Annotated in this window: 15 protein-coding genes; 4 read left to right on the plus strand and 11 right to left on the minus strand. The window is 56.6% G+C overall.

What is annotated here, in order from left to right:
• Nucleotides 1–18: 18 nt before the first annotated feature.
• The 5 genes from ACI0FG_RS17125 to ACI0FG_RS17145 form a co-directional block, all read right to left on the minus strand.
• The gene (locus ACI0FG_RS17125) at nt 19–891 is read right to left on the minus strand and encodes a tetratricopeptide repeat protein (protein ID WP_419786225.1); all 873 of its coding nucleotides are present in this window, start codon (nt 889–891) and stop codon (nt 19–21) included.
• A 259-nt stretch (nt 892–1,150) separates the two neighbouring features.
• A complete protein-coding gene (gene gyrA / locus ACI0FG_RS17130; protein WP_419786226.1) occupies nt 1,151–3,592 on the minus strand; it encodes a DNA gyrase subunit A in 2,442 nt (813 codons plus the stop codon).
• Between the two features lie 357 nt (nt 3,593–3,949).
• Nucleotides 3,950–6,349: a DNA topoisomerase (ATP-hydrolyzing) subunit B gene (gyrB, locus tag ACI0FG_RS17135; protein WP_419786227.1), complete on the minus strand. Its 2,400-nt coding sequence runs from the start codon at nt 6,347–6,349 to the stop codon at nt 3,950–3,952.
• Nucleotides 6,350–7,519: a DNA polymerase III subunit beta gene (dnaN, locus tag ACI0FG_RS17140; RefSeq protein ID WP_419786228.1), complete on the minus strand. Its 1,170-nt coding sequence runs from the start codon at nt 7,517–7,519 to the stop codon at nt 6,350–6,352. It abuts the gene before it with no gap.
• A 148-nt stretch (nt 7,520–7,667) separates the two neighbouring features.
• A complete protein-coding gene (locus tag ACI0FG_RS17145; protein WP_419786229.1) occupies nt 7,668–8,966 on the minus strand; it encodes a DnaA ATPase domain-containing protein in 1,299 nt (432 codons plus the stop codon).
• Between the two features lie 608 nt (nt 8,967–9,574).
• On the opposite strand from ACI0FG_RS17145, the gene ACI0FG_RS17150 reads away from it, so the two are divergent.
• Nucleotides 9,575–10,744 carry a homocysteine biosynthesis protein gene (locus tag ACI0FG_RS17150; RefSeq protein WP_419786230.1) on the plus strand — a complete coding sequence of 390 codons (1,170 nt, stop codon included), beginning with the start codon at nt 9,575–9,577 and terminating at the stop codon, nt 10,742–10,744.
• Nucleotides 10,745–11,452: 708 nt separating this feature from the next.
• On the opposite strand, the gene ACI0FG_RS17155 is transcribed toward ACI0FG_RS17150, so the two are convergent.
• The 5 genes from ACI0FG_RS17155 to ACI0FG_RS17175 form a co-directional block, all read right to left on the minus strand.
• On the minus strand, nt 11,453–12,061 hold the full coding sequence (locus ACI0FG_RS17155; protein ID WP_419786231.1) for an FmdE family protein: 609 nt from the start codon (nt 12,059–12,061) through the stop codon (nt 11,453–11,455).
• A gap of 29 nt (nt 12,062–12,090) precedes the next feature.
• Nucleotides 12,091–12,846 (minus strand): ABC transporter ATP-binding protein, encoded by a 756-nt coding sequence (locus ACI0FG_RS17160; protein WP_419786232.1) that lies wholly within the window; start codon nt 12,844–12,846, stop codon nt 12,091–12,093.
• Nucleotides 12,843–13,913 (minus strand): FecCD family ABC transporter permease, encoded by a 1,071-nt coding sequence (locus ACI0FG_RS17165; protein ID WP_419786233.1) that lies wholly within the window; start codon nt 13,911–13,913, stop codon nt 12,843–12,845. The genes ACI0FG_RS17160 and ACI0FG_RS17165 overlap by 4 nt, the downstream gene beginning before the upstream one ends.
• 1 nt (nt 13,914) lies before the next feature.
• On the minus strand, nt 13,915–15,015 hold the full coding sequence (locus ACI0FG_RS17170) for an iron ABC transporter substrate-binding protein (protein ID WP_419786234.1): 1,101 nt from the start codon (nt 15,013–15,015) through the stop codon (nt 13,915–13,917).
• A 442-nt stretch (nt 15,016–15,457) separates the two neighbouring features.
• Nucleotides 15,458–16,729 carry a transcription antitermination factor NusB gene (locus ACI0FG_RS17175; protein WP_419786235.1) on the minus strand — a complete coding sequence of 424 codons (1,272 nt, stop codon included), beginning with the start codon at nt 16,727–16,729 and terminating at the stop codon, nt 15,458–15,460.
• Nucleotides 16,730–17,128: 399 nt separating this feature from the next.
• On the opposite strand from ACI0FG_RS17175, the gene ACI0FG_RS17180 reads away from it, so the two are divergent.
• Both ACI0FG_RS17180 and ACI0FG_RS17185 read left to right on the plus strand, forming a co-directional pair.
• Nucleotides 17,129–17,962, plus strand: a complete 834-nt coding sequence (locus tag ACI0FG_RS17180) for an AAA family ATPase (protein ID WP_419786236.1) — start codon at nt 17,129–17,131, stop codon at nt 17,960–17,962.
• Between the two features lie 117 nt (nt 17,963–18,079).
• A complete protein-coding gene (locus ACI0FG_RS17185) occupies nt 18,080–18,712 on the plus strand; it encodes a lactate utilization protein (RefSeq protein ID WP_419786237.1) in 633 nt (210 codons plus the stop codon).
• A 6-nt stretch (nt 18,713–18,718) separates the two neighbouring features.
• Here the strand turns inward: ACI0FG_RS17185 and ACI0FG_RS17190 are convergent, their stop codons facing one another.
• The gene (locus ACI0FG_RS17190; protein WP_419786238.1) at nt 18,719–19,633 is read right to left on the minus strand and encodes a LysR family transcriptional regulator; all 915 of its coding nucleotides are present in this window, start codon (nt 19,631–19,633) and stop codon (nt 18,719–18,721) included.
• A gap of 176 nt (nt 19,634–19,809) precedes the next feature.
• Here ACI0FG_RS17190 and ACI0FG_RS17195 point away from each other — a divergent pair, with 176 nt between their 5' ends.
• Nucleotides 19,810–19,956 (plus strand): hypothetical protein, encoded by a 147-nt coding sequence (locus ACI0FG_RS17195; protein ID WP_419786239.1) that lies wholly within the window; start codon nt 19,810–19,812, stop codon nt 19,954–19,956.
• The last annotated feature ends 1,818 nt before the right edge of the window (nt 19,957–21,774 follow it).

The raw sequence follows: 21,774 nt of genomic DNA on the forward strand, positions 1-21,774 counted from the left end.
TTGGCTTTTATTCAAATATTAAATGCCTTCGCCAGCTGGTTCCGGGTCCTGGGCCGGAGGATCCGGCATATTGGCCGGAGGAACGGGTTCTTCCGGCTTGTCCGGCAGCACCGGCAGATTAGCCAGCCGGGCTTCCACAACCTTGGGATTCGGATATGTCGTGCTGATGGATTCCAAAAGTTCCCGTGTCTTGGCATAGTCTCGCTCATTCTCGTAATAATCGGCCAACAGGAAAATCGCGAGAGCCTTGGTTTCGCTGCTTACACCTTCGAGTTCGAGGAGCTTGTCTATGGAACGTTTGCACTGTCCCCAGCTGGAAATAAAGGAATAACTCTGTGCCAGCTTGTACAGGCAACGTGCCTTGGCATCGTTGTCCGGCGCTATCTCGGCACAATTGACAAGCGTGGCTATGACCAGATCATAGTTGCCCGTGGCCCGATACAGTTCAGCCATGCGCATTTGCGCGCGGAACATCCGATCCGGATTACCGGCGGTATGGGTGATCGCCTTTTCGTATGATTCAAGCGCCTTGGAAGGATTACCCATCTGGGTATACACCTGCCCGAGCTTGTTCATTATCTCCCAGGCCTCGTCCGGGTCTGTTCCCAGCTCCAGATACATGGCTTCCAGCAGAACCACGGCCTTGTCCAGATCACCCTTGATGCTTATGCAAATCTCGCTGAGACGCTCCCAAGCTTCCTTGCGGTAAGTTCCCTGGGGTTCGATCTGCAAATAGCGCTCGTACCCCTTCTCGGCCTCCAGATAGAAGCCTTTGGAGAACGCATCACGAGCCTGCTCCAAGTCATCGGCCCCGGGCGAGCCGGATCCCCAGCACCCTCCCAGCACACAGAGCATCAGCATAACCGCCACACATGCCATTACTCGCCGCATTATCGTTACCGCGCCTCCGGCAACGAAATAAAAATCTTTTGAAAAAATTTAATAATTTTCAAAATTTTCTCATAACGTCTTTAAATTCAAGGTGTAGGCCATAATAGTCCGAAAATAAAACTATTCCGGTCACCCCGGACGGTTCGTGTGCCGACCAGTGGCCTAATGAGTATGCAACACCATCCAAGACAGTGTTGGAGAGGCCGGAAGGAAGGCAGTGCAGACAGGCACTGCCCCCCTCTCCGGCCGCCGAGGCCGTTTACGCCTCATTCAGTTCATCTTCGTCATCCATGACCAGATCGAACCCGGCAACCTTGTTTCCGGCGTCCATGCGGACCAGCCGGACACCCTGGGTGGCCCGGCCGCGGGTCAGGGATATTTCACCCACGGACATGCGGATGACCTTGTTCTGGGTCGTGAGCAGGATGGCATCGTCGGTTTCGTTGACCATGCGTGCCCCCACGACCTTGCCGGTCTTGTTGGTCAGGCGCATGTTCAGGATACCCTTACCACCGCGTGTCTGCACCCGGTACTGGTCGATGCCGGTCCGCTTGCCGTAGCCGCCCTCGCTCACCGTGAGCAGCTGTTCGCGTTCCGAATCGCCGGTCACCTCGCAGGATACGACCACGTCATCGCCGCGCAGGGCCATGCCCTTTACACCGGCGGTGGCGCGACCCATGGGCCGGGCGTCGTCGATATGGAAGCGGATAGCCGATCCGTCGCGGCTGACCAGGATGCAATCCACATCCGGCTCAACCTCGCGCACGGTCATCAGCTCATCGTTGTCGCGCAGGTTTACGGCGCGAATACCGGTTGCCCGGCAATTGCCGTACAGGCCGATGGAGGAGCGCTTGATCATGCCCTTGCGGGTCACGAACAGGAAGAAACGGTCATCGTCGAACTCACGCAGGGAAAGCGCGGTGGCGATAAACTCGTCCTTTTCCAGCGGCAGCAGGTTGTTCACATGGCCGCCCTTGGCATAGCGGGAGCCTTCGGGAACCTGATGCACCTTGATTTTGAACATCTTGCCCAGGTTGGTGAACAGGACAAGGTGCTGGTGGTTACTGGTAAGCATAAAGGTGTGGATGAAGTCACCATCACTCGTCTGCACACCGGCGATACCCTTGCCGCCCCGTTTCTGGGCCGTGTAGTTGGAAAGCGGCGTGCGCTTGATATAACCGCGCTGGGACAGGGTGATGACGGTTTCTTCATCGGGAATGAGATCCTCGATGTCGATGGCGTCCAGATCAGCCTTGAGCAGCTCGGACTTACGCGGCGTGGCGTAGGTGTTCTTGATCTCGCGCAGTTCTTCCCGAATGACCGATTTCAGCACTTCCTCGTTTTCCAGAATGGAACGGAAGTATTCAATCTTCTTGAGCAGTTCGGCGAGTTCTTCCAGCAGCTTGTCGTGTTCCAGACCGGTCAGCTTCTGCAAACGCATGTCCAGAATGGCCTTGGCCTGGATTTCCGAAAACCCGAAGCGGTCCATAAGGGCGGTACGCGCGTCGTCCGGGGACTTGGATGCCCGGATCAGCTTGACCACTTCGTCGATGTTGTCCAGGGCGATGCGCAAGCCTTCCAAGATGTGGACACGCTTCTCGCATTTTTCCAGATCGAACTTGGTGCGGCGGATGACCACCTCGCGGCGGTGCTCCAGGAAGTGGCTCAGAACCTCCTTGAGGTTGAGCAGCATGGGCCGTTTGCCCACAACAGCCATCATGTTGATGCCGAAGCTCGTCTCAAGGGGCGTGTACTTGTACAGCGCGTTGATGATGATGTCGGGAATGGCGCCGCGCTTCAGGTCCATGACGATGCGGATACCCTTGCGGTCGGATTCGTCGCGCAGGTCGGCAATGCCGTCGATCCGTTTCTCGTGGACCAGGTTGGCTATCTTCTCCACCAGGGTGGATTTGTTCAGCGCGTAAGGAATCTCGCGGATGACGATGCATTCCTTGTGGCCCTTCCTGGCTTCCTCAACCTCGACCACACCACGGATCTTGATGGAGCCGCGGCCGGTCATGTAGGCGTCGACGAGCCCCTGGCCGCCGAATACCGTGCCGCCGGTGGGGAAGTCCGGTCCCTGGACAAACTCCATGATGTCGGCCACCGAGCAGGACGGATTGTCCAACAAATGGACCGTACCGTCGATCAGTTCACCCAGGTTGTGGGGCGGGATATTGGTGGCCATGCCGACCGCGATACCCGTGGTGCCGTTGAGCAGCAGGTTGGGCACCTTGGTGGGCAGCACCAAAGGCTCCTGTAGGGAGTTGTCGTAGTTGGGCCCGAAATCAACGGTGTTCTTTTCGATATCGCCGAGGAACTCCGCACAGAGCCTGGCCATGCGTACTTCGGTGTAACGCATTGCTGCCGCGGAGTCGCCGTCGATGGAACCGAAGTTACCCTGGCCGTCCACCAGCGTGTCGCGCATGGAAAAGTCCTGCGCCATACGGACCAAGGCATCGTAAACAGCCGAGTCACCGTGCGGGTGGTATTTACCGATAACGTCACCGACCACACGTGCGGACTTCTTGTACGGCCTGTTGAAGTAGTTGGCCAGGTCGTGCATGGCGTAAAGTATGCGGCGGTGAACGGGTTTCAACCCGTCGCGCACGTCGGGGATCGCGCGTCCTATGATGACGGACAGCGAGTACTCAAGGTAACTCTTCCGCATCTCCCGTTCGATAGTAATCGTTTCGTTCATTCAGCCTCCTGGGATGCCGCCTGTTGCGCCTTGCGGACTTTGCCTCCGGCGGCCCAAGAACCTTTTGAAAAAGATTCTTGGGAATCTCCCAAACTTTTTGTTTCGCCGCCGTGGGATAGGATCAAACTTCCCAACTTTGTCACGGCGGCGAATCGTTGCTGTATATTACTTAAAATTCATCCAGTTACGTTAGTTATGAACATCGAGTTGCCACTGCCTGCGGCTACTCTTCCCACCGCCGCTTGACCTTTTATTCAGGTTTCTGCCTTCACCCTGCGGCGGTGAGCTAAAAAGTTTTGAAAAGGGGGCCGGGGAAAAACTTTTTCAAAAGTTTTCCCCCGGTCTTCCTCTTTAAACTTAGATGTCCAATTCCTGAACAGCCAGGGCGTTCTTCTCGATGAAGTCGCGCCGGGGCTCGACGTTGTCGCCCATCAGGTCCACGAAGATGTCATTGGCTGCGGCCACGTCTTCAATCTTGACCTGAAGCATGGTCCGTTTTTCCGGGTCCATGGTGGTTTCCCACAGCTGTTCCGGGTTCATTTCGCCCAGACCCTTGTAGCGCTGGATGTTCCAGCCCTTGTGGGCCTCGTCGATGATGGTATCGTAGAGGTTGAACACGCCCCGAACCGGAATTTCGGCGGCATCCTTGACCACGATGACGAATTCCAGACCGCCGCAGGCCGTCTTGAGTTCACTGTACGTGGTGTAGGCATGCTTGTAGAGCTTGGAGTGGAAGAACTCCATGGCCAGCCGGGTGCGGTGGGCGTTCTGGTTTTCGAACACCACATGGGTCCGGTCCTTGTCCAGCTCGTGGTCGTGCTCCACCTCAATGGAGACGGTGTATCCCAGGTCCTCGAAGGCCTTGCTGAAGGCTTCGGGATCGTGATCCTCAAAATGGGTGAAGGAGATGCGCTCCGGATGATCCAGCAGCAGCTGGTAGAGCACGGGTTCCACACCGGCGGTCTCCGCCTCGTGGAATTTGCCGCGCAGGAACCGGATCTTCTTCATCAACTCCATGAGGTCATTGCCGGTCAGCTCGCCACCGGCCGCTGTCTTGACGATCAGATCGGCGTTAACCTTATCCATCAGGAAGTTGTCCAGCTCCACCTCGTCCTTGATGAACTGCTCGAACTTGCCCTTGCTGACACGGAAGAGCGGCGGCTGGGCGATGTACAGGTTGCCCCGGTTGATCAATTCCTCGTACTGGCGGAAGAAAAAGGTAAGCAGCAGGGTACGAATGTGCGAACCGTCAACATCAGCATCAGTCATGATGACGACCTTGTGGTAGCGCAGCTTGTCGTAGTCCTTTTCATCCTCCTCGTGCCCGATGCCAATGCCGAGCGCGGTGATGAGGGCCCGAATTTCCTTGTTACCGAGCATCTTGTCCATACGGGTCTTTTCCACGTTCAGGATCTTGCCGCGCAGGGGCAGAATGGCCTGAATCTTCGGGTCGCGGCCCTGCTTGGCCGAACCGCCTGCGGAGTCACCCTCAACGATGAATATTTCGGAATCCTCCGGTTTCTTGGACTGGCAATCCGCCAGCTTGCCGGGCAGGGAGTTGTCCGAAAGCGCGCCCTTGCGTCGCACCAGGTCGCGCGCCTTGCGGGCGGCCTCGCGGGCACGGGCGGCGTCCACCACCTTTTCGATGATGAACCGGGCTTCCTTGGGATTTTCCTCGAAGAAGACATTCAGCTTGTCATAGATGACCGCTGCCACCAGACCGGCCGCCTCGGAGTTGCCGAGCTTGGTCTTGGTCTGGCCCTCGAACTGGGGCTCGGGCAGCTTGACGGAGATGACCGAGGTCAGACCCTCGCGTACATCGTCGCCAGTTAGCTTCTGAATGAGTTTCTTGGGCAGGTCGGCATTCTGTGTGTAATTGTTGATTGCACGCGTCAGAGCGGCCTTGTAGCCCGCCAGATGGGTACCACCCTCAATGGTTCGGATGTTGTTGGCGAAGGTGTAGGTGTTTTCCTTGTATCCGGCCGTGTACTGCAGGGCGAACTCGACAATGATGTTCTCCTGCTCCCCTTCGCCGTAGACGATCTCGCCGATGGTGGTCTGATTGGTGTTCAGATCCTTGACGTACTGGCGGATGCCGCCGGTGAACTTAAAGGTCTCGGGCTCGGCTTCGCTATTGCGTTCGTCGAAGAATTCGATCTCCAGGCCGGAGTTAAGGTAGGCCAGCTCTTTGAACCGCTTGCGCAGCACGTCGTAATCGAACTGGTTGACCTCAAAGATTTCGTCATCGGGCCGGAACCGCTGAGTGGTGCCGGTGTGGGTGGACTCACCGATTTCCTCAAGCTCGGAAACCACGTGGCCCCGCTCGAATTTCATCCGGTAGGTCTTGCCATTGCGGCGGACCGTGGTTTCCATGAACTCCGAAAGGGCATTGACGCAGGATACGCCAACGCCGTGCAGGCCGCCGGAAACCTTGTAGGTTTCAGAGTCGAACTTGCCGCCCGCGTGCAAAGTGGTCATGGCCAGCTGCACGGCCGGCACTTTTTCCTTAGGGTGGATATCCACCGGAATACCGCGGCCGTTGTCGGACACGGTGCAGGAGTTGTCCATGTGCAGGGTGACCTTGATCTTGTCGCAGTACCCGGCCATGGCCTCGTCAATGGAGTTGTCGATAACCTCGTAGACAAGATGGTGCAGGCCCCGGATGTCGGTGGAGCCGATGTACATGGCCGGACGTTTCCGGACAGCCTCCAGTCCCTCTAGGACGGTAATTGAATCGGCATTGTACTGTTCGCTCATCTAGGCATTTTCCTCTGTGTAGTACGTCTCTTCCTGAATCATCATAGGCATGACTATCACGTTGTAGTCCTTGTCGTCCGGGCCGGAGACGCCGCAGGGTGCCTCGGTGCCGGTCAGCGTGAACTTGACGGTCTCGGAATTGAAGTGGTTGAGAATCTCAATGAGATTCCTGGTCGGGAAGGCGATGCGCTGCATGTCGCCGGTAAACGTGGCGTCCAGGGACTCGCGCGCGGTTCCCGTCTCCTGGCCCTGGGCGGAAATGGTCACCTCGTTGCCGGCAAAGGCAAAGTAGGCGCACCGGTTGGAGTCGGTGTTGAACAGGGCCACGCGGGACAGGGCATCCACCAGTTCCATCCGCTTTACTTCCAGGGTGGAGACATCGGGATCGCCAAGCTTGGCCAGAAAGTTATGATAGTTCGGATACTGGTAGTAGGACAGCGGCAGGGTAAAGGTCTCGCGCTGGTTGCCGGTACGGAAGAAAAGCCGCTTCTCGGAAATGGCCAGTTCGATCTCGTCGGCGGTCAGCCACTTCTTGAGCTCGGCCAGATACTTCTTCTGAATGAGCACTCCCTCTTCCGGGAGCATGGCGTGGATGTCGTCATTGACGAAGTTGAACATGGCGAACTGGTGGCCGTTCAGACCGCAGACCTCCACCGTCTTGATGCCGTCCTTCTCGTGGGGGACAAAGTAGATGCAGGCGATGGCCTCCATGGAATCCTCGTCCGAAATGCAGAACGAGATCTTGTCGATGATCTCATGCAGGAAGTCGCCGGACCAGAACACGGTGTTGTCTTCCGGGAAAGCGGAAAACTTCTGGAACCAGTCGGGGTCGTTGACCGGAAACTTGTATTTCCTGGCCTTCTGCTCCACCAGGACGTTGGCCGACCCCTCATCCGTATGGATGGTCAATTCGCCCTGGTCGTTCCGGAGCTGCTTTACCAGATCGTAAAAGGCCCTGCCCTGCACGCCCGCCAGACCGTCCTCATCAATGGACGCCGGATAGGAGCCCTTGAACTCAAGGTTGGAGTCCGTGGACATGACATTCAGGTTGCCGTTCTCGCACTGCAGCCAGATGGTCCGCAGGAAAGCGGCGCCCGTTTTGGCCGGTATGATGTTCGCCGACTTCTGCAGGCCTTCAATGATTTCGTCTCTGTTCACTTTCAAAAACATAAACAATATCTCCTTAATAGGGATTTATTGCCCCGGTTCCTATGTTCGTTTCCAGCATATCCTGCCGGAATAGATGAAGAATTTATGCACACAACCTGGTTCGTTAAAACGGTGTTGGTTTTCCCAACTTCGCGCTTTCGAGTTATGATCACGTCATGCGACACTTTTGCTTCAGGGTTTTCAACAGTTGTTTCAAATCCATGTCATCTTCCTGTAATTGATCTATTTTTTTAACCGAGTACAGAACCGTCGAGTGGTCCTTTCCGCCAAAGGCGCGTCCCAGTGAGGGGTAGGACGTATTGAGCATGGTGCGGCACAGGAACATGGCCACTTGTCTTGCCTGGGCAATGTGCTGGTGGCGTTTGGACCCGGTCAGGTCCTTGATGTGGATGTTGAAGTGCTCACTGACCACGCTCATGATTTTCTTGGGCGTCAGGTCGTCTGTGGTTTTTTCCTCGGTGTTGGAGAGGATGTGCTGGAAGTCCTTCTGGGTCAGGTCTTTTTTGACCAGCTCCTTGAAGGCGAAGAGCTTGAGCAGGATGCCCTGGAGATAGCGGAAGTCGGCAAACCGCTGGGCCAGGGTCAGAATCTGCTCCTTGGACAGGTTCAGCCGCTTCATGCGGCATTGGCGCTGGATGTAGCCTACGCGGATCTCCAGATCCGGTTCCTTGAGGGTGACGATGAGTCCCCACCCCAGTCTGGATTGCAGGCTTTCATCCAGAAAATCGTAACTGGTCACCTTGTCCCGGCAGGTGATGACCATTTGTTTCTTATTGTCGTAGAAGTGGTTGAAGATATTGACCAGTTCCTGCTGGAAATGGGGATATTCCCGAATCTTGTGGAAGTCGTCCAGAAACAGGAAATCGTATTCGAACAGATGGTTGCGTGCCCGGAACGGATCGCCCCTGAACTGGATGGTATAGAGCGAGTTCAGTTCATCCATGGTGCCCAGGAAAATGGTCGAATAATCGTGTTTCTTGCTGATCTCGTTGCCCACGGACTTGATGAGGTGGGTCTTGCCCGAGCCGCCGGGGCCGCAGATGATGAACGGGTTGAACAGCGAACCGGACTGCTTGGCCACTTCCTTGGCCGAGGCAATGGGAAAATAGTTTTTCTTGTTGATCAGAAAGGTGTCGAAGGTGAATTCCTGGCCAAAGGGAAAGTCAATGCGTTTGACCACTTCCGAGGCCTGAACGCCCGTGGCCCGGTCGGAAGTGCCGTTGTCGCGGTAACTGACCATGTATCTGGTACCCAGAAACATGTTCAGTTGTGCCTCGAATTTGTCCTGGATTTCGCTTTCGAACCACTTGGCGAAAAAGGCATGGGGAAAACCCACGGTGACCCGTTTGTTTTCCTCATCGTAGTCAAACTGCAACGGATCAAACCAGCGCTTGAGATCGTCGTCTGAGTTGGTCTGGAGGAGATGCGTACGGAGAGATTGTTTCACGCTGAACCGAACCGTTAAATAGTCTTTTCTAACCAGTTAAATTTACAGTTATAAAAAATAGGGATTTCAAGTCTAAAAAAAATCCCGAAACTCCTTCGACCATATACATTAAAATAGCCGGGAAGCCAAGCTTTGCGGTCCGAAAAAATACGTATTTTCCTTTTGGAGACGCCCGCGTGGCGGTTCTGTTGAAAAAGGGTAGTTATCTACAGGACAATTTTGTGAAATAAAAAGATATTTTACTGTGATTATGAGGATTGTGGTCAAAGGTTCAAGCTTGGGTTCCAACACGTTCTTGTGCCCAGGGCTGATTTCTACTAATTAGCACGCAATCGCCTGCGTTCGGAAAGGGAGGCGGACAACGCCGCTTCAAATTTATTTTTTATTAACCCGCAGGCGATCCCCGTTGCAACCGGTCCGTTCCGGATTCTCAGACACGGTTACAATGGGTCTGATCGGGCCGCAGCCGCATTTTTTGAGGCTGGGTGCATAACGACTTGATGGAATGAAATAGACGCGGCACAGCCGCAAATTAAACACAATAAGCGCAAGAACCCGCCCGTCGGGTCCCCAGGCCGTTCTTTTAAGGGCGGCATACGGAGGAATTTATGGCACAATTTCAGGTGAATAAAACCATAGCCGAGATCAATGACAGGATCCGCAAAGGCAAGGCCGTGGTGGTCAATGCCGAGGAGATGATCCGCATCGTGCAGAAGGAGGGCAAGGTCCGCGCCGCTCAGGAAGTGGACGTCGTGACCACCGGTACCTTCTCACCCATGTGCTCATCCGGCCTGCTCTTCAACATAGGCCAGCAGCCGCCCGTCATGAAGGTTTCCAAGCTGTGGCTGAACAACGTGCCCTGCTACTGCGGCATTGCCGCCGTAGATGCGTATATTGGCGCCACAGAGCCCTCCGAGGACGATCCGCTGAACAAGGTCCACCCCGGCCGCTTTGCGTACGGTGGAGGCCATGTCATCGAGGATCTGCTGCGCGGCAAGGCCGTACACCTGCGTGCCAAGGCATTCGGCACCGACTGCTATCCGCGCCGCGAACTGGACAAGGATGTTACCCTGGCCGACCTGCCCAACGCCTGGATGCTCAACCCGCGCAACTGCTACCAGAACTACAATGCGGCCGTGAACCTGACCAGCCGGACCATCTATACGTATATGGGCCCGCTCAAGTCCAATTGCGGCAACTGCAACTTTGCCACTGCAGGCCAGCTCTCGCCCCTGTTCAATGATCCGTACTACAAGACCATCGGCATGGGCACGCGCATCTTCCTCGGCGGCGGTATCGGCTACGTCATCGGCGAGGGTACCCAGCATGTTCAAAAGCCCAAACGCAACGAACGCGGACTGCCCGTCAATCCCTCAGGCACGCTCATGCTCAAGGGTGACCTGAAGCAAATGGACGCCCGCTACGTCCGCGCCCAGTCCCTGACCGGCTACGGCCCGTCCCTCGCCCTGGGCGTCGGTATCCCCATCCCCATGCTCAACGAGGAAATGGCCTTCTTCACCTCGGTCTCGGATGCGGACATCACCATGCCCATCAAGGACTACGGTTACGACTACCCCAACGGCATCCCCCGCGAGCTCGGCCGCGTTACCTTCGAGCAGCTCCGCTCCGGCGAAATCGAAGTGAACGGAAAAAAGACCTCGGCAGTGCCGGTAACTTCCTACTCCATGTCCCTCGAAGTGGCCGACAAACTGAAAAAATGGATCGAAGACGGCAAGTTCCTGCTCACCGAAAAAGTGGACGATATACCGAGCTTCTAGTATCTAAAATAATTGAAAATAAAATAGGCAGCCGAAATATTTCGGCTGCCTATTTTTTGTTTATTGTCGGGAGTGTCTGTAACTATTGTATGAGTGATGGAAAAGGCCTCGCCGGCGGGCGTCTCCGACGGCCAGGGCGCTGCCCTGGACCTGCCAAGGGCTAAGGCCCTTGGATCCCTTTTGCCGCTGCGCGGGGCAGGAGCCTGGGGGTTGGGAGTTGGTTGGCGGTGGGCTTGGCGGGTATCGGCTGTGTGGCGTCCGCAAATCTTTGACTAATCCGCTTTTCGCCCTGTCGGGACGAAAAGCGGATTAGTCAAATCTTCACAGACAGTAGCCTCCGCCGTCTGGGAATAAGGGAGGAGCTTGAAAGACTTGTCAGGACGGCGGTTTGGAAAAGAGGTAAAGATAGGGTGTTTTTGGGTAAATGAAATTTTGTTTTAAAAAACACCCCGGTTTGCGCCGAAAAAAGCGGCTGACGGTGGTGCGGTAAGCAGCACTGACTCCGATCCGCTTTTTTCGGCGCAAACCGTTACCCGGCATGAAAGGACGGAACCGTCCGCACCGCCAGCCGAGAGTCGTCCCTGCAAGTTACGCCCCCGCGAAAGCGGAAAATGGATTCTCAAGGCCATAGCCTTGAGCAGGTCCAGGGCAGCGCCCTGGTCTCCCCGAAGGGGCCGCCGGAGGCCTCTCCTACGCCATATTTACGCCTTACAACTTCTGATCAATCTTTTCGAAACAGGGAATGCAGTACGTCTTGCCGCCCATTCGTCGGGTTCTCGATTCCATGGTGGCTTCTCCGCAGTTTGTGCAGACAAGGCTTTCGAGCACTTGCGGAGGGCGGGGCAGACCGGTTTCGAGGGGGGCGACGTCGAAGAGGTCTTCGAGTTCCAGTTGCATGATTTCCTTCTGGAGCCGGGGGCGCAACTCCTGGACGGTTTGTTTGCCCTGTTCGTCCAGTTGTCCTTTGGCTTCCTTGCTGGTCAGTTCCCGGAATTCCCGGAAGAGGGTGGAACGGTTGGGAGTGAGTACGGCGCGGATGCCTTTGCCGGTCTCGCGGTTGAAGAAGGAGAAGGCCATTTTACCGTAGTCGCGGTGGATGAAGTTGCCCTTGCCGAGGGTGCAGCCTGTGATGAACTGGATGGCGTCCACGCCGCACATGTCGGTTTCGGATACAGCCACCATCTGGATAGTGGCTGGGTCGCCCACTTCGCGCATACCGAGTTCGGCGGCACGGATACCGATGGACAGTCCGGGGCAGATGTGGCCGTGGTAGGCAATGGTGGAGTTTATGATATCTTCGGGGATGGTGCAGGGCATGATATATCCTTATGGAATTGGGTGATGAATCAGGCGACGGGCACGACCATGAGCCGTCCGCTGATGTTGTGAATGTCCACGGGCAGGCCGTAAACCTCTTCCACTACCTTGGGCGTGACCTGACAGGCCGGTCCGGTGGAGTGGATGTGTCCGTCCTTGAGGAACAGGACCTTGTCCGCATAGCGCAGGGCGGTGTTCAGGTCGTGCATGGTCATGATCGCGCCCAGGCCGTGTTCGGTAATGATGTGGCGCAGCATGTTCAGGATATCGACCTGGCTCTTGAGGTCCAGGGAGCTGGTAGGCTCGTCCAGCAGGAGCAGTCGCGGTTCCTGGACCATGGCCCGGGCTATGGCGACCTTTTGCAGTTCGCCGCCGCTCAGCTGGTCAATGTAGCGCAGGGAGAGGTGCTCCATGTTGAGCCGCTTTATGGCGGAATCAACGATTTCGAGGTCGTGGTCCGAGACCTTCCATTTGACGTGCGGTTTGCGGCCCATGAGCACTGCGTCGAACACGGTCAGCCGGGCTGATTCGGAGCGCTGGGCCACGTAGCCGATGGTCAGGGCTATCTCGTGCGGCCGCATTTTGAGCACGTTGCGGTCTTCCACCAGCACGGCTCCGGCAGAGGGAGAGTGAATGGCGTTGATGCACTTGAGCAGGGTGGTCTTGCCCACGCCGTTGGGGCCGAGAATGGCGAGCAGCTCACCGCTTTCCAGGTTGAAATCCACGTCGCCGAGCACGTTGTGCGAACCATAGTGAAAGTCCAGGTCCGATACGGAGAGGATCATCTTTTTTGTCCCCTTATGATGAGGTAGATGAAGACCGGTGCGCCCATGAATGCCGTGAGAACGGAGACGGGCAGCACATGCGGTGCCAGGATTAGCCGGGCAGCCGTGTCCGAAAGGAGCAGGAGCAGCCCGCCGACCAGGATGGACGCCGGAATGAGAAAGCGGTGGTCCGAGCCGATAACGCGCCGGACCATGTGCGGCACCACCAGGCCGACAAAGCCGATGATGCCGAGAAAGGCTATGACAAAGGCGGTGAGCATGGAAGCGAGCAACATACCGAGCATCCGCACCCGCTCCACGCGCACGCCGAGTCCCTTGGCGGTTTCGTCGCCCGCGTCAATGGCGTTGTAGTTCCAGCTGTTTGCCATGAAATAGGCGGAGCAGAGCACGGTTGCCGCGCTGATGATGCCCACCTCGGTCCAGGAGGCCCGGGCTGTGTCGCCAAAGGTCCAGAAGATCATGGCGGCAAGCTGCACGTCGTCCGCAAAGTATTGCAGGAACATGGTCCCGGCGGTGAAGAGCGCGCCAAGGGCCACACCGGTAAGGACCATTACCTCCGGGGTTGCGCCGCGCAGCCGGGAAACAGCGATGATGACCCCGGCGGCGGCAATACTGAAGGCAAATGCCACGGCGGTTGTCAGATAGGGATTGGTGATATTCACCGCGTCGGTGGGGGACGAAGCCATTATGCCGCCACCTAATGTCATAACCGAGAGGGCCGCGCCAAAGGCCGCGGCATGGGAGATGCCGAGGGTGAATGGCGACCCCAGCGGATTACGCAGGATGGACTGCATGGCCGTACCGGAGACCGACAGGGCGGCTCCGGCCATGATGGCCGCCAGCGCCTGCGGCAGGCGGATGTTCCAGATAATGGCATCCACGCGCCTAGCCACATCCAGCCCGGCGAGGCTCTTGGCCACCTCGGTCAGCGGCAGGCCCGCAGCCCCCAGGGAAATGGCCACCAGCAGACAGAGAATAAGCGCCGCGCCGCTGAAGCCGATCAGGACACTCTTGCGGCCAACGTATTTACGGTAATCCTCGGGAACCTGCCCGTCCGAGAAGTGCATGTCAGCGCAGCGGGATGGGCTTGAAGGCAAGGTTGCCGAACATGGCATCCATCTGCTTATAAACCGGCTTGCCGACCAGGAAGGTGAATATTTCGTCCGCCTTGGCCGCCGGGTCCACATCCGTGAACCGGTCGGGATAGATCAGCTTGCCGATATAATAGGCATTGGCCAGGATGGAACCGTAATTTCTGGAATACCAGTTATATGGCAGCACGCCGTAGACCTTGCCTTCCTTGACTGCGGTCAGGGTCTGGTAGGCTGCGTCGTGTTTCAGTTCATACAGGCCGCCTGTCTCGTCGCCCAGCTGAAGGGTGGAGAGGTCCAGAAAGAGGATGTCGGGATTCCATTTGACGATCATTTCCTTGGACACATCGGCGTGGGACAGTTCCTTGCCCTTGAGCCCCTTGGTATAGGCCGGATTATTCGCGTTCACGAATTGGAAGGGGGGATAGGCGGGTTCCGTGGACTGGAATCCGTGCGGGCCCTTGAAGGCCACGCCGCCAACCAGCACCAACGGCCGTTTATCCGCCGGAATATCCGCCGTGCGTTTTTTCAGGTCGTCGATGAGCCCTTGAATGTAGGCGATGACTTCCTCGGCCCGATCCTTTTTTCCCACCACGTCACCCATGGTGCGCAGGGACTGGAACAGCTTGTCCCGATATGTGAACAGATTGCCGTAGTCCAGGCCAACCACGGGAATGCCGGTCTTCTGCGCCAGCTCGTCCGGGTCGTAGCCCATATTGGGATGCGTTTTCAGAATAACCTGCGGCTGCGGTTCCAGCGTCAGGATCAGCTCGGGATTGTCATGGCCGCGAAATTCGCCGAATACCGGAAATTTCCTGAATTGCGGATTGGCAATGGAATAGGGTCGCGCATCAAAGGTGCTCCGCCTCGTCTCTATGTCGTCCACAGCCACTATCATGTCCTGGGCCTGCAGGTAGGTCAGCAGTCGAAGCGACCCCGGCCCGGAGCATATAACGTGGTCTACTTTGGCCGGAACAGCCACCTGTCTGCCTCGATAATCCGTAACGGTGCGTTCGGCGGCAAAAGCCCCTGTCGTCAGCAGCAGGACCAGAGCGAAAGCATAGACACAATGTTTCATTCGACCACCCTTTTTCGCATATGTTTGATTTATGATGTCATCTTTTTTGCTATCTAATATAAAAAAGTGACACGAAAAACCGTAGGCAATCAAACCAATCGCGTCAAGGCAATCCGGAATTTCAGTGCATTGAAGTGGGGAATGGGGAGCCTCCGGCGGCCGGGGAAGGGGAGAAGGGAACCCTTTGTAAAGGGTTCCCTTCTCCCCTTCCCCGGACCCCATCCCCTCATCCCTCCGAAACTTTTTGGCTTCGCTTCGCGGCGGGTCTCGGGGGGGATGTCGGTTATGTTGTGGAGGATTCATTCCGGAAAAACAGGCTAAAAAGGTGAACGACCAGCAGCACGGTCAGCCAAGCTCGCACGTACCGCGCATAGCGCCCCAAAAAGTTTTGGAGATCCTTAAGAACCTTTTTCAAAAGGTTCTTAAGCCGCCGGAGGCATTCCTACACCCGTACAGACGCGGCGTAGAAGAATTCGTTCAGCGGCGAGTCGGCCGGTGTGGTCCATTCGGTTTCGAGCCGGGCACCGGAGTGGCTGGTCAGGAAGCGCTTAATGAGTTCCTGGTTTTCTTCGGGATTGAGCGTACAGGTAATGACGGCGATGCGGCCGTTGCGTTTGACGCGCTCGGCGGCGTTGTCCAGAATTTCGGCCTGGAGCCGGGTGAGGTCGTCAATGTCCCGCGTGGTGCGCTTCCATTTGGTATCCGGCCTGCGCGAGAGCACGCCGAGGCCGGAGCAGGGCAGGTCGAGCAGGATGGTGGCCGGGGTGCGGGGCGGCACGCCGTTGGCCGCATTGGCTTCGAAGGTCTCCACCTGCGGCAGGTCCCTTTTCAGGGCCGCCAGACGGCCGGAGTGCGGGTCCGAGGCAAAGGGCGTGAGACCGTGTTCGAGCAGGATGCGGGTCTTGCCTCCACGTCCGGCGCAGGCGTCCCAGACAGGGGATTCCCAATCGGCCGGATGCAGGGCTTCCACGGCTTGGCGTGCGGCAAAGGACTGGCGCGCCAGCGGCGGTTCCGGTTCGTCCTCAAAGGCGGTGCCGGGCGGGAAGGCAAAGCCGAGTCCCTCGATGTCGAGCACTTCATCCAACCCGGCCAGGATGGTGAATATCTCCTGTGCGTCGGGGTGGCCGTAGAGATTGATGCCCAGGGCCGGAGGGTTGAGCTGGGCCTCCAGGTAGGCAAGGGTGGTTTCCTCACCGTAGGAGCGGCGCCACATGTCGGCTATCCACTGCGGGCAGGAATACCAGCGGGAGAGAAATTCGGGCGGCGAGCAGTCGCGCCGGTAGAAGTCCGGGTCGCACAGGTCGTCGGCATGGTCGGACACCTTGCGCAGCACGGCATTGAACAGACCTCCCAGGCGCGCGCCGGGCTTGGTCTTGGCGAACTCCACGGCCCAGTCCACGGAAGCGTAGGCTGGGACCTTGTCCAGAAAGAGAATCTCATAGGCGGCCACGCCCATGGCCAGCTGCATCTTGGGCGGCAGTTTGCCTGGGTCCTTGAGGAACCGGGATAGCAGGTGGACGATACGGCCCTTGTGGCGCAGATAGCCGTAGGTAAGCTCGGTGGCCAGCCCGGCATCGCGCGGGTCCACGCGGGTGGAGGAGAGGGCGGTGTCCAGGGCGGCCTGGACGTCCTGGCCTGAGATCAGGCAACGGAAAAGTGCTTCGAGCGCCACCCGTCTCGCCGGAGGCAGGGGCTTGGGAGAACGTGCTTTCATCGTCAATGCCATAGCCGCTTCGGCCCGGCCGCGCAAGGGGCATATTGCAACGGTTTGGCGGCTGTTTTGCTCCGTTGTCGCTTTTGGGGGTTGCAGGGGAGGTGGCAGAGGGTTTCAATGCCATTGGATGACGATGCGCCAGTGATCGGATTTTGGTCACATACCAACGAATATTGGGGGACAAGGAGTTGCCCATTGATGTTTGCCAAGTGTCGGCCAACTTTTTTTTGTCGGCAACGATTCAGGAATGGTTCTGTGGTTGCCCATGCGATGTAAAAGATTATTATAATCATATACTGCCAAAATTTTTTATAGTGATGTGGTGGTTGAGAGAAAATAAGTTGTTATCGTCCATGCAGCGCAAATGAACATGTAAATATAATTATATCAGAGGGTTTTATGCCGATTATTACAATTTCACGCGGTTCTTACAGCAAGGGAAAATCCGTTGCGGAAAAAATTGCCAAAAAATTGAATTATGAATGTGTGTCACGAGATATTATTTTATCGGCATCAAAAGAGTTCAATATTCCTGAGATAAAATTGGTACGGGCACTGCATGATGCTCCATCTGTTCTGGACCGTTTTACCAACGGGAAGGAGCGCTATGTCTGCCATTTGCGCAAGTCCCTTCTGGAGTATGCGCTACGTGGAAATCTTGTGTACCATGGACTTGCCGGCCACTATTTTCTTTCCGGTTTGGACAACGTGTTCAAGCTGCGCATTACCTCGGATATGAATGATCGGATTCGCGAAGAGATGCGGCGTGAAAATATGAGCGAAAGCGAGGCCCGCCATCTTTTGATGAAGGACGACGATGAGCGTCGCAAATGGGGAATGCAGTTATATGGCATAGATACATGGGATAGCAGGTCGTACGATATGGTACTGCATATCGGCAATCTTACGGAAGATGATGCAACAGACATCATTTGCAATGCCGTACAGAAAAAAGCCTTTCAGGAAACGTCGTTATCGCAAAAACAACTCGCAAACATGTACTTGTCCGTGAAGATACAAAGCGCCATTATCGACATACAGCCTACAGCTATTGTAAAATCGAATGATGGTGTCGTGAACATCGTTATTCCTGATGCCCAATCCTCTCTGACGGATAAGGCTACACGGAAGATTCTGGCCAAGGTCGAGAATATCGACGGGGTCAAGAATGTTCAGATCTTGTTGCCGGAGGCAGTGAAAGGCATGATAAATCCGTTCCATAACATCAAGTAGGTTTCCCGGCCCGGGCATACTTTTGTTTTGCCAAGAGTTGCTTTCGGCAGCTAGGCTCGCAAGCGCTATTGCAAAAGAATACGCTTGGGCCGGATGATCCCAAGAAAGGATGTTATCATGTTCGACAAGACTGCCCTCGATACCCTGGCCGCCCTGAGCTCCAATGGATTCAACGTGTATCAGGCAGCGGATGCCGAACACGCGGCGGAGATTATTCTTTCCGAGATAGTGCCGGTGGTGGCTCCGCACGTGGTTTCCTACGGCGATTCCCTGAGCGTGCACGAGACAGGGGTGCTGGACGTTTTTCGCCACGATCCGGACATTGAATTCATCGATACGTTTGAGGAAGGGGTGGATCGGGGCGAGATCATCGAGCGCCGCCGCCAAGCTCTGATTTGTGATCTGTTCCTTACCGGCACCAATGCCCTGACCGAGAACGGCAAGCTCGTCAATCTGGACATGGTGGGCAACCGGGTGGCCGGGCTGGCCTTCGGGCCGCGCCATGTGGTCGTGGTGACCGGCACCAACAAGATCGTGCCCGACGCCAATGCGGGCATCCGCCGCATCCGCGAGGTGGCCGGGCCGCAAAATGCCGCGCGGCACAATGCCCGGACGCCCTGCGCCAAGACCGGCCGGTGTATGGAATGCAAGAGCCCGGACCGTATTTGCAACGTGTGGTCCATCACGGACAAATGCTGGCCCAAGGGCCGCGTCCATGTGGTGCTGATCGACGGTTCCCTGGGCCTGTAGCCGGGGTTATTTTTTGGCGGCTTCGGCCAGTTCCGGGCCGCTTCCTTTGAGTTCCCACACTTTGCGCACATGTTCTATGACCGCGCGCATGACCGGGTCCTGGTCACGCCGTTTGAGGCAGACGAAGTGCAGGTCGATGGAGAGTTCCTCAAAGGGCATGGCGTGGACCAGCCCGATCCGGTTGGCCCCCTTCAACTCGTTTTCGCGCAGGAAGGCAACGCCTTTTCCCGCCGCCACCAGTACGCGGATGACTTCGTCGCCGTCCACTTCCAGCCGCTTGGACGGAGTAATGCCGTGGGCGGACAGAAAAGGTTCGATGATTCGTTGCACCGGATTGTCGTGAGGGTCAGTGATCCAGGGAAGATCGGCCAAGGCGGGGAGTCCTCCCTCCATGCGGTCCTTCCATACATCCGGCACCCCCACGAAGAAGCGTGTTGTCTCCAGGCGCACCGCCATGATTTCGGGATAGCGCGACTCGCCGAAAATGAAACCGCAGTCCAGTTTATGGGAGCGGATATCTCCTTGCACCGAGGTGGAAGCGCTCTGTAAAATCTGTAGCGTTATTTTCGGGTGATCCTCGCCCAGCGAGGTCAGCAAGGGCACCACGCGGAGATATTCCGCATCCGTGTTGAGGCCGAGGGTCAGGTTGCCTACCAGTTCGTCGCCCAGGTTGCGCGCCTCCATCTCCAGATTACCCACGGAATCGAGCACTTCCCTTGCTCGCGGCAGCAGCCGCCCGCCCGCCTGGGTCAACTGCATTCCCTTTGGGGTACGGATGAAAAGCCGGGTATCCAACTCCTCTTCCAGGGATTTGATGTGGGCGCTCACCGTGGGTTGGCTGGCGTGCAGCCGCTCCGCAGCCCGCGTCAGATGGCCTTCCTCCGCCACGCTCACAAACGTTTTGAGTTGATACAGCTCCATGGCTTCCCCCTGCTTTTTGTAACGAGACTATCACGGAATCCGATCTATATTGCAACGTTAATCGGAAAAGCCGAACGAGTGCATCAGACAATACTATTGGATTGCTTTCCACGAGTTACGTAGATGGTGATTCATGGAAGAACGCCCGCTTGACGGCAGAAGCAAGGAGAATTGATATGAGCATGGAAAATGATACCCGCCTGATGATGATGAAGCTGCGCGATCAGTCGCGCCATAGCGCTCCCGTGCGCCGCAACAGCACCCGTCGCAGAGGCAACTACGTGGCTTCTTTGGCTATGACTCTGCTTGCCCGACTGGTCTAGGAATTTCGCAGCGTTACGCTGCACCTACCAAGCGGGTTGGAGCCGTTTTTACCCGGAGAGTTCATCCTTTCCTTCCGGGTAAAGACGGTTCTTTTTTTTGGGTTAGGGGATGATCTTTTATATTTTGAAAGGAAGCAAAGAGCCGGGTTTGAAGCCATGCGGCTTCAAAAGCCCTCCAATGCCCTTCGCGGGCGGCGGTTCTTTTTGCTGGGCCAAAAAGAACGAAAAAGGCCCTTGGGAGTAGCTTGGCCGCCTGCGTGTTTCGCCGGAAGCATCCGATCCAAGCGGGACGGCTCCATCTTAGGAAAAGTATAGTCCCTTTTCTCCGCGAACAGACCGAGGCTACCACCAACTTACCGGGTGGCTTGCAGGAGCCGCCTTACCCGCTTGGTCGGCTGCTAACCGCCGAAACACAGGGCTGGTCTAGACCGAATTAACTGTTACGTTTTCCGGGACTCAAAAATTTTCTTCAAGACCCTCTTTTGCGGAAATTCAGACTTTTGCTTGCGGCAGCGGTGAATAGGCAAGCTACTTCGAAGAAGCCCTGCGGGGACGCGGCTTAGAAGCTGACCAAACGGCCGGAGCGGATCTTCGCGGCCCGGCGGTTTTCTGCTTCACGCCTTGGGACGCGTGAGCGCAGGCCGTTTGGATCAGCTTCTTTGCCCGTCACCGGGGCGGTGGGCATGGCACCCCAAGAGCGCTTTTTGGTTACTTTTGGGCGCTCTGGTCCAAAAGTAACTCGCACCTTTAGGGTGCGAAACACTCTGAAATGAATCCCGCCGGAGGCGACTCCACTTCTGTATTTTGTCTTTCTCTTATGTTTTTATCTTTGATTTCCCAGAAGCAGAGAGCCGGGTTTGAAGCCGTTCGGCTTCAAAGTCCCTCCAATGCCCTTCGCGGGCGGCGGTTCTTTTTGCTGGGCCAAAAAGAACCAAAAAGGCCCTTGGAAGTAGCTTGGCCGCCTGCGTGCTTCGCCGGAAGCATCCGATCCAAGCGGGACGGCTCCATCTCAGGAAAAGTATAGTGCAGTTTCTCCGCGAGCAGACCGAGGCTACCGCCGTCCGTCCGGGTGGCTAACGGGAGCCGCCTTACCCGCTTGGTCGGCTGCTAACCGCCGAAACACAGGGCTGGTCTCAGCGAATTAACTGCTACGCCATCCGAGACCGGACGTCTGTTTTCAGGACCTTCTTTTGCGGATATTCAGACTTCTGCTTGCCGTAGCGGCGCATAGCTAAGCTGCTTCGAAGAAGCCCTGTGGGGACGCGGCTTAGAAGCTGACCAAACGGCCGGAGCGAATTCTCGCGGCCCGGTGGTTTTCAGTTTCTCGCCTTGGGCCGTGGGAGCGCAGGCCGTTTGGATCAGATTCTTTGCCCGTCACCGGGGCGGTGGGCATGGCACACCAAGAGCGCTTTTTGGTTACTTTTGGGCGCTCTGGTCCAAAAGTAACTCGCACCTTTAGGGTGCGAAACACTCTAAAATGAATCTCGCCGGAGGCGACTCAACTTCTGCCTTTTGGTCTTTCTCTTATGTTTTTCTCTTTGATTTTCCAGAAGCAGAGAGCCGGGTTTGAAGCCGTTCGGCTTCAAAGTCCCCTCCATGCCCTGCGCGGGCGGCGGTTCTTTTTTGCTGGGCCAAAAAAGAACGAAAAAAGGCCCTTGCGAGTAGCCTTACCGCCTGCGTGTTACGTCGGAAGCATCCGATCCAAGCGGGACGGTTCCATCAAATGAAAAGTATAGTCCCGTTTCTCCGCGAGCAGGTCGAGGCTGCGGCCATCCGTCCGGGTGGCTTACAGGAGCCGCCTTACCCGCTTGGTCGGCT

It is taken from the genome of Pseudodesulfovibrio sp. 7M6 (assembly GCF_050058625.1).
Classification (GTDB): domain Bacteria; phylum Desulfobacterota; class Desulfovibrionia; order Desulfovibrionales; family Desulfovibrionaceae; genus Pseudodesulfovibrio; species Pseudodesulfovibrio salinus.

Excerpts from the sequence above, each read along its gene's own strand:
- ACI0FG_RS17125 (WP_419786225.1), bottom strand. The coding sequence starts at position 891 with ATGCGGCGAGTAATGGCATGTGTGGCGGTTATGCTGATGCTCTGTGTG.
- gyrA (WP_419786226.1), bottom strand. The coding sequence starts at position 3,592 with ATGAACGAAACGATTACTATCGAACGGGAGATGCGGAAGAGTTACCTT.
- gyrB (WP_419786227.1), bottom strand. The coding sequence starts at position 6,349 with ATGAGCGAACAGTACAATGCCGATTCAATTACCGTCCTAGAGGGACTG.
- dnaN (WP_419786228.1), bottom strand. The coding sequence starts at position 7,519 with ATGTTTTTGAAAGTGAACAGAGACGAAATCATTGAAGGCCTGCAGAAG.
- ACI0FG_RS17150 (WP_419786230.1), top strand. The coding sequence starts at position 9,575 with ATGGCACAATTTCAGGTGAATAAAACCATAGCCGAGATCAATGACAGG.
- ACI0FG_RS17155 (WP_419786231.1), bottom strand. The coding sequence starts at position 12,061 with ATGCCCTGCACCATCCCCGAAGATATCATAAACTCCACCATTGCCTAC.
- ACI0FG_RS17160 (WP_419786232.1), bottom strand. The coding sequence starts at position 12,846 with ATGATCCTCTCCGTATCGGACCTGGACTTTCACTATGGTTCGCACAAC.
- ACI0FG_RS17165 (WP_419786233.1), bottom strand. The coding sequence starts at position 13,913 with ATGCACTTCTCGGACGGGCAGGTTCCCGAGGATTACCGTAAATACGTT.
- ACI0FG_RS17170 (WP_419786234.1), bottom strand. The coding sequence starts at position 15,015 with ATGAAACATTGTGTCTATGCTTTCGCTCTGGTCCTGCTGCTGACGACA.
- ACI0FG_RS17175 (WP_419786235.1), bottom strand. The coding sequence starts at position 16,729 with ATGAAAGCACGTTCTCCCAAGCCCCTGCCTCCGGCGAGACGGGTGGCG.
- ACI0FG_RS17180 (WP_419786236.1), top strand. The coding sequence starts at position 17,129 with ATGCCGATTATTACAATTTCACGCGGTTCTTACAGCAAGGGAAAATCC.
- ACI0FG_RS17185 (WP_419786237.1), top strand. The coding sequence starts at position 18,080 with ATGTTCGACAAGACTGCCCTCGATACCCTGGCCGCCCTGAGCTCCAAT.
- ACI0FG_RS17190 (WP_419786238.1), bottom strand. The coding sequence starts at position 19,633 with ATGGAGCTGTATCAACTCAAAACGTTTGTGAGCGTGGCGGAGGAAGGC.
- ACI0FG_RS17195 (WP_419786239.1), top strand. The coding sequence starts at position 19,810 with ATGAGCATGGAAAATGATACCCGCCTGATGATGATGAAGCTGCGCGAT.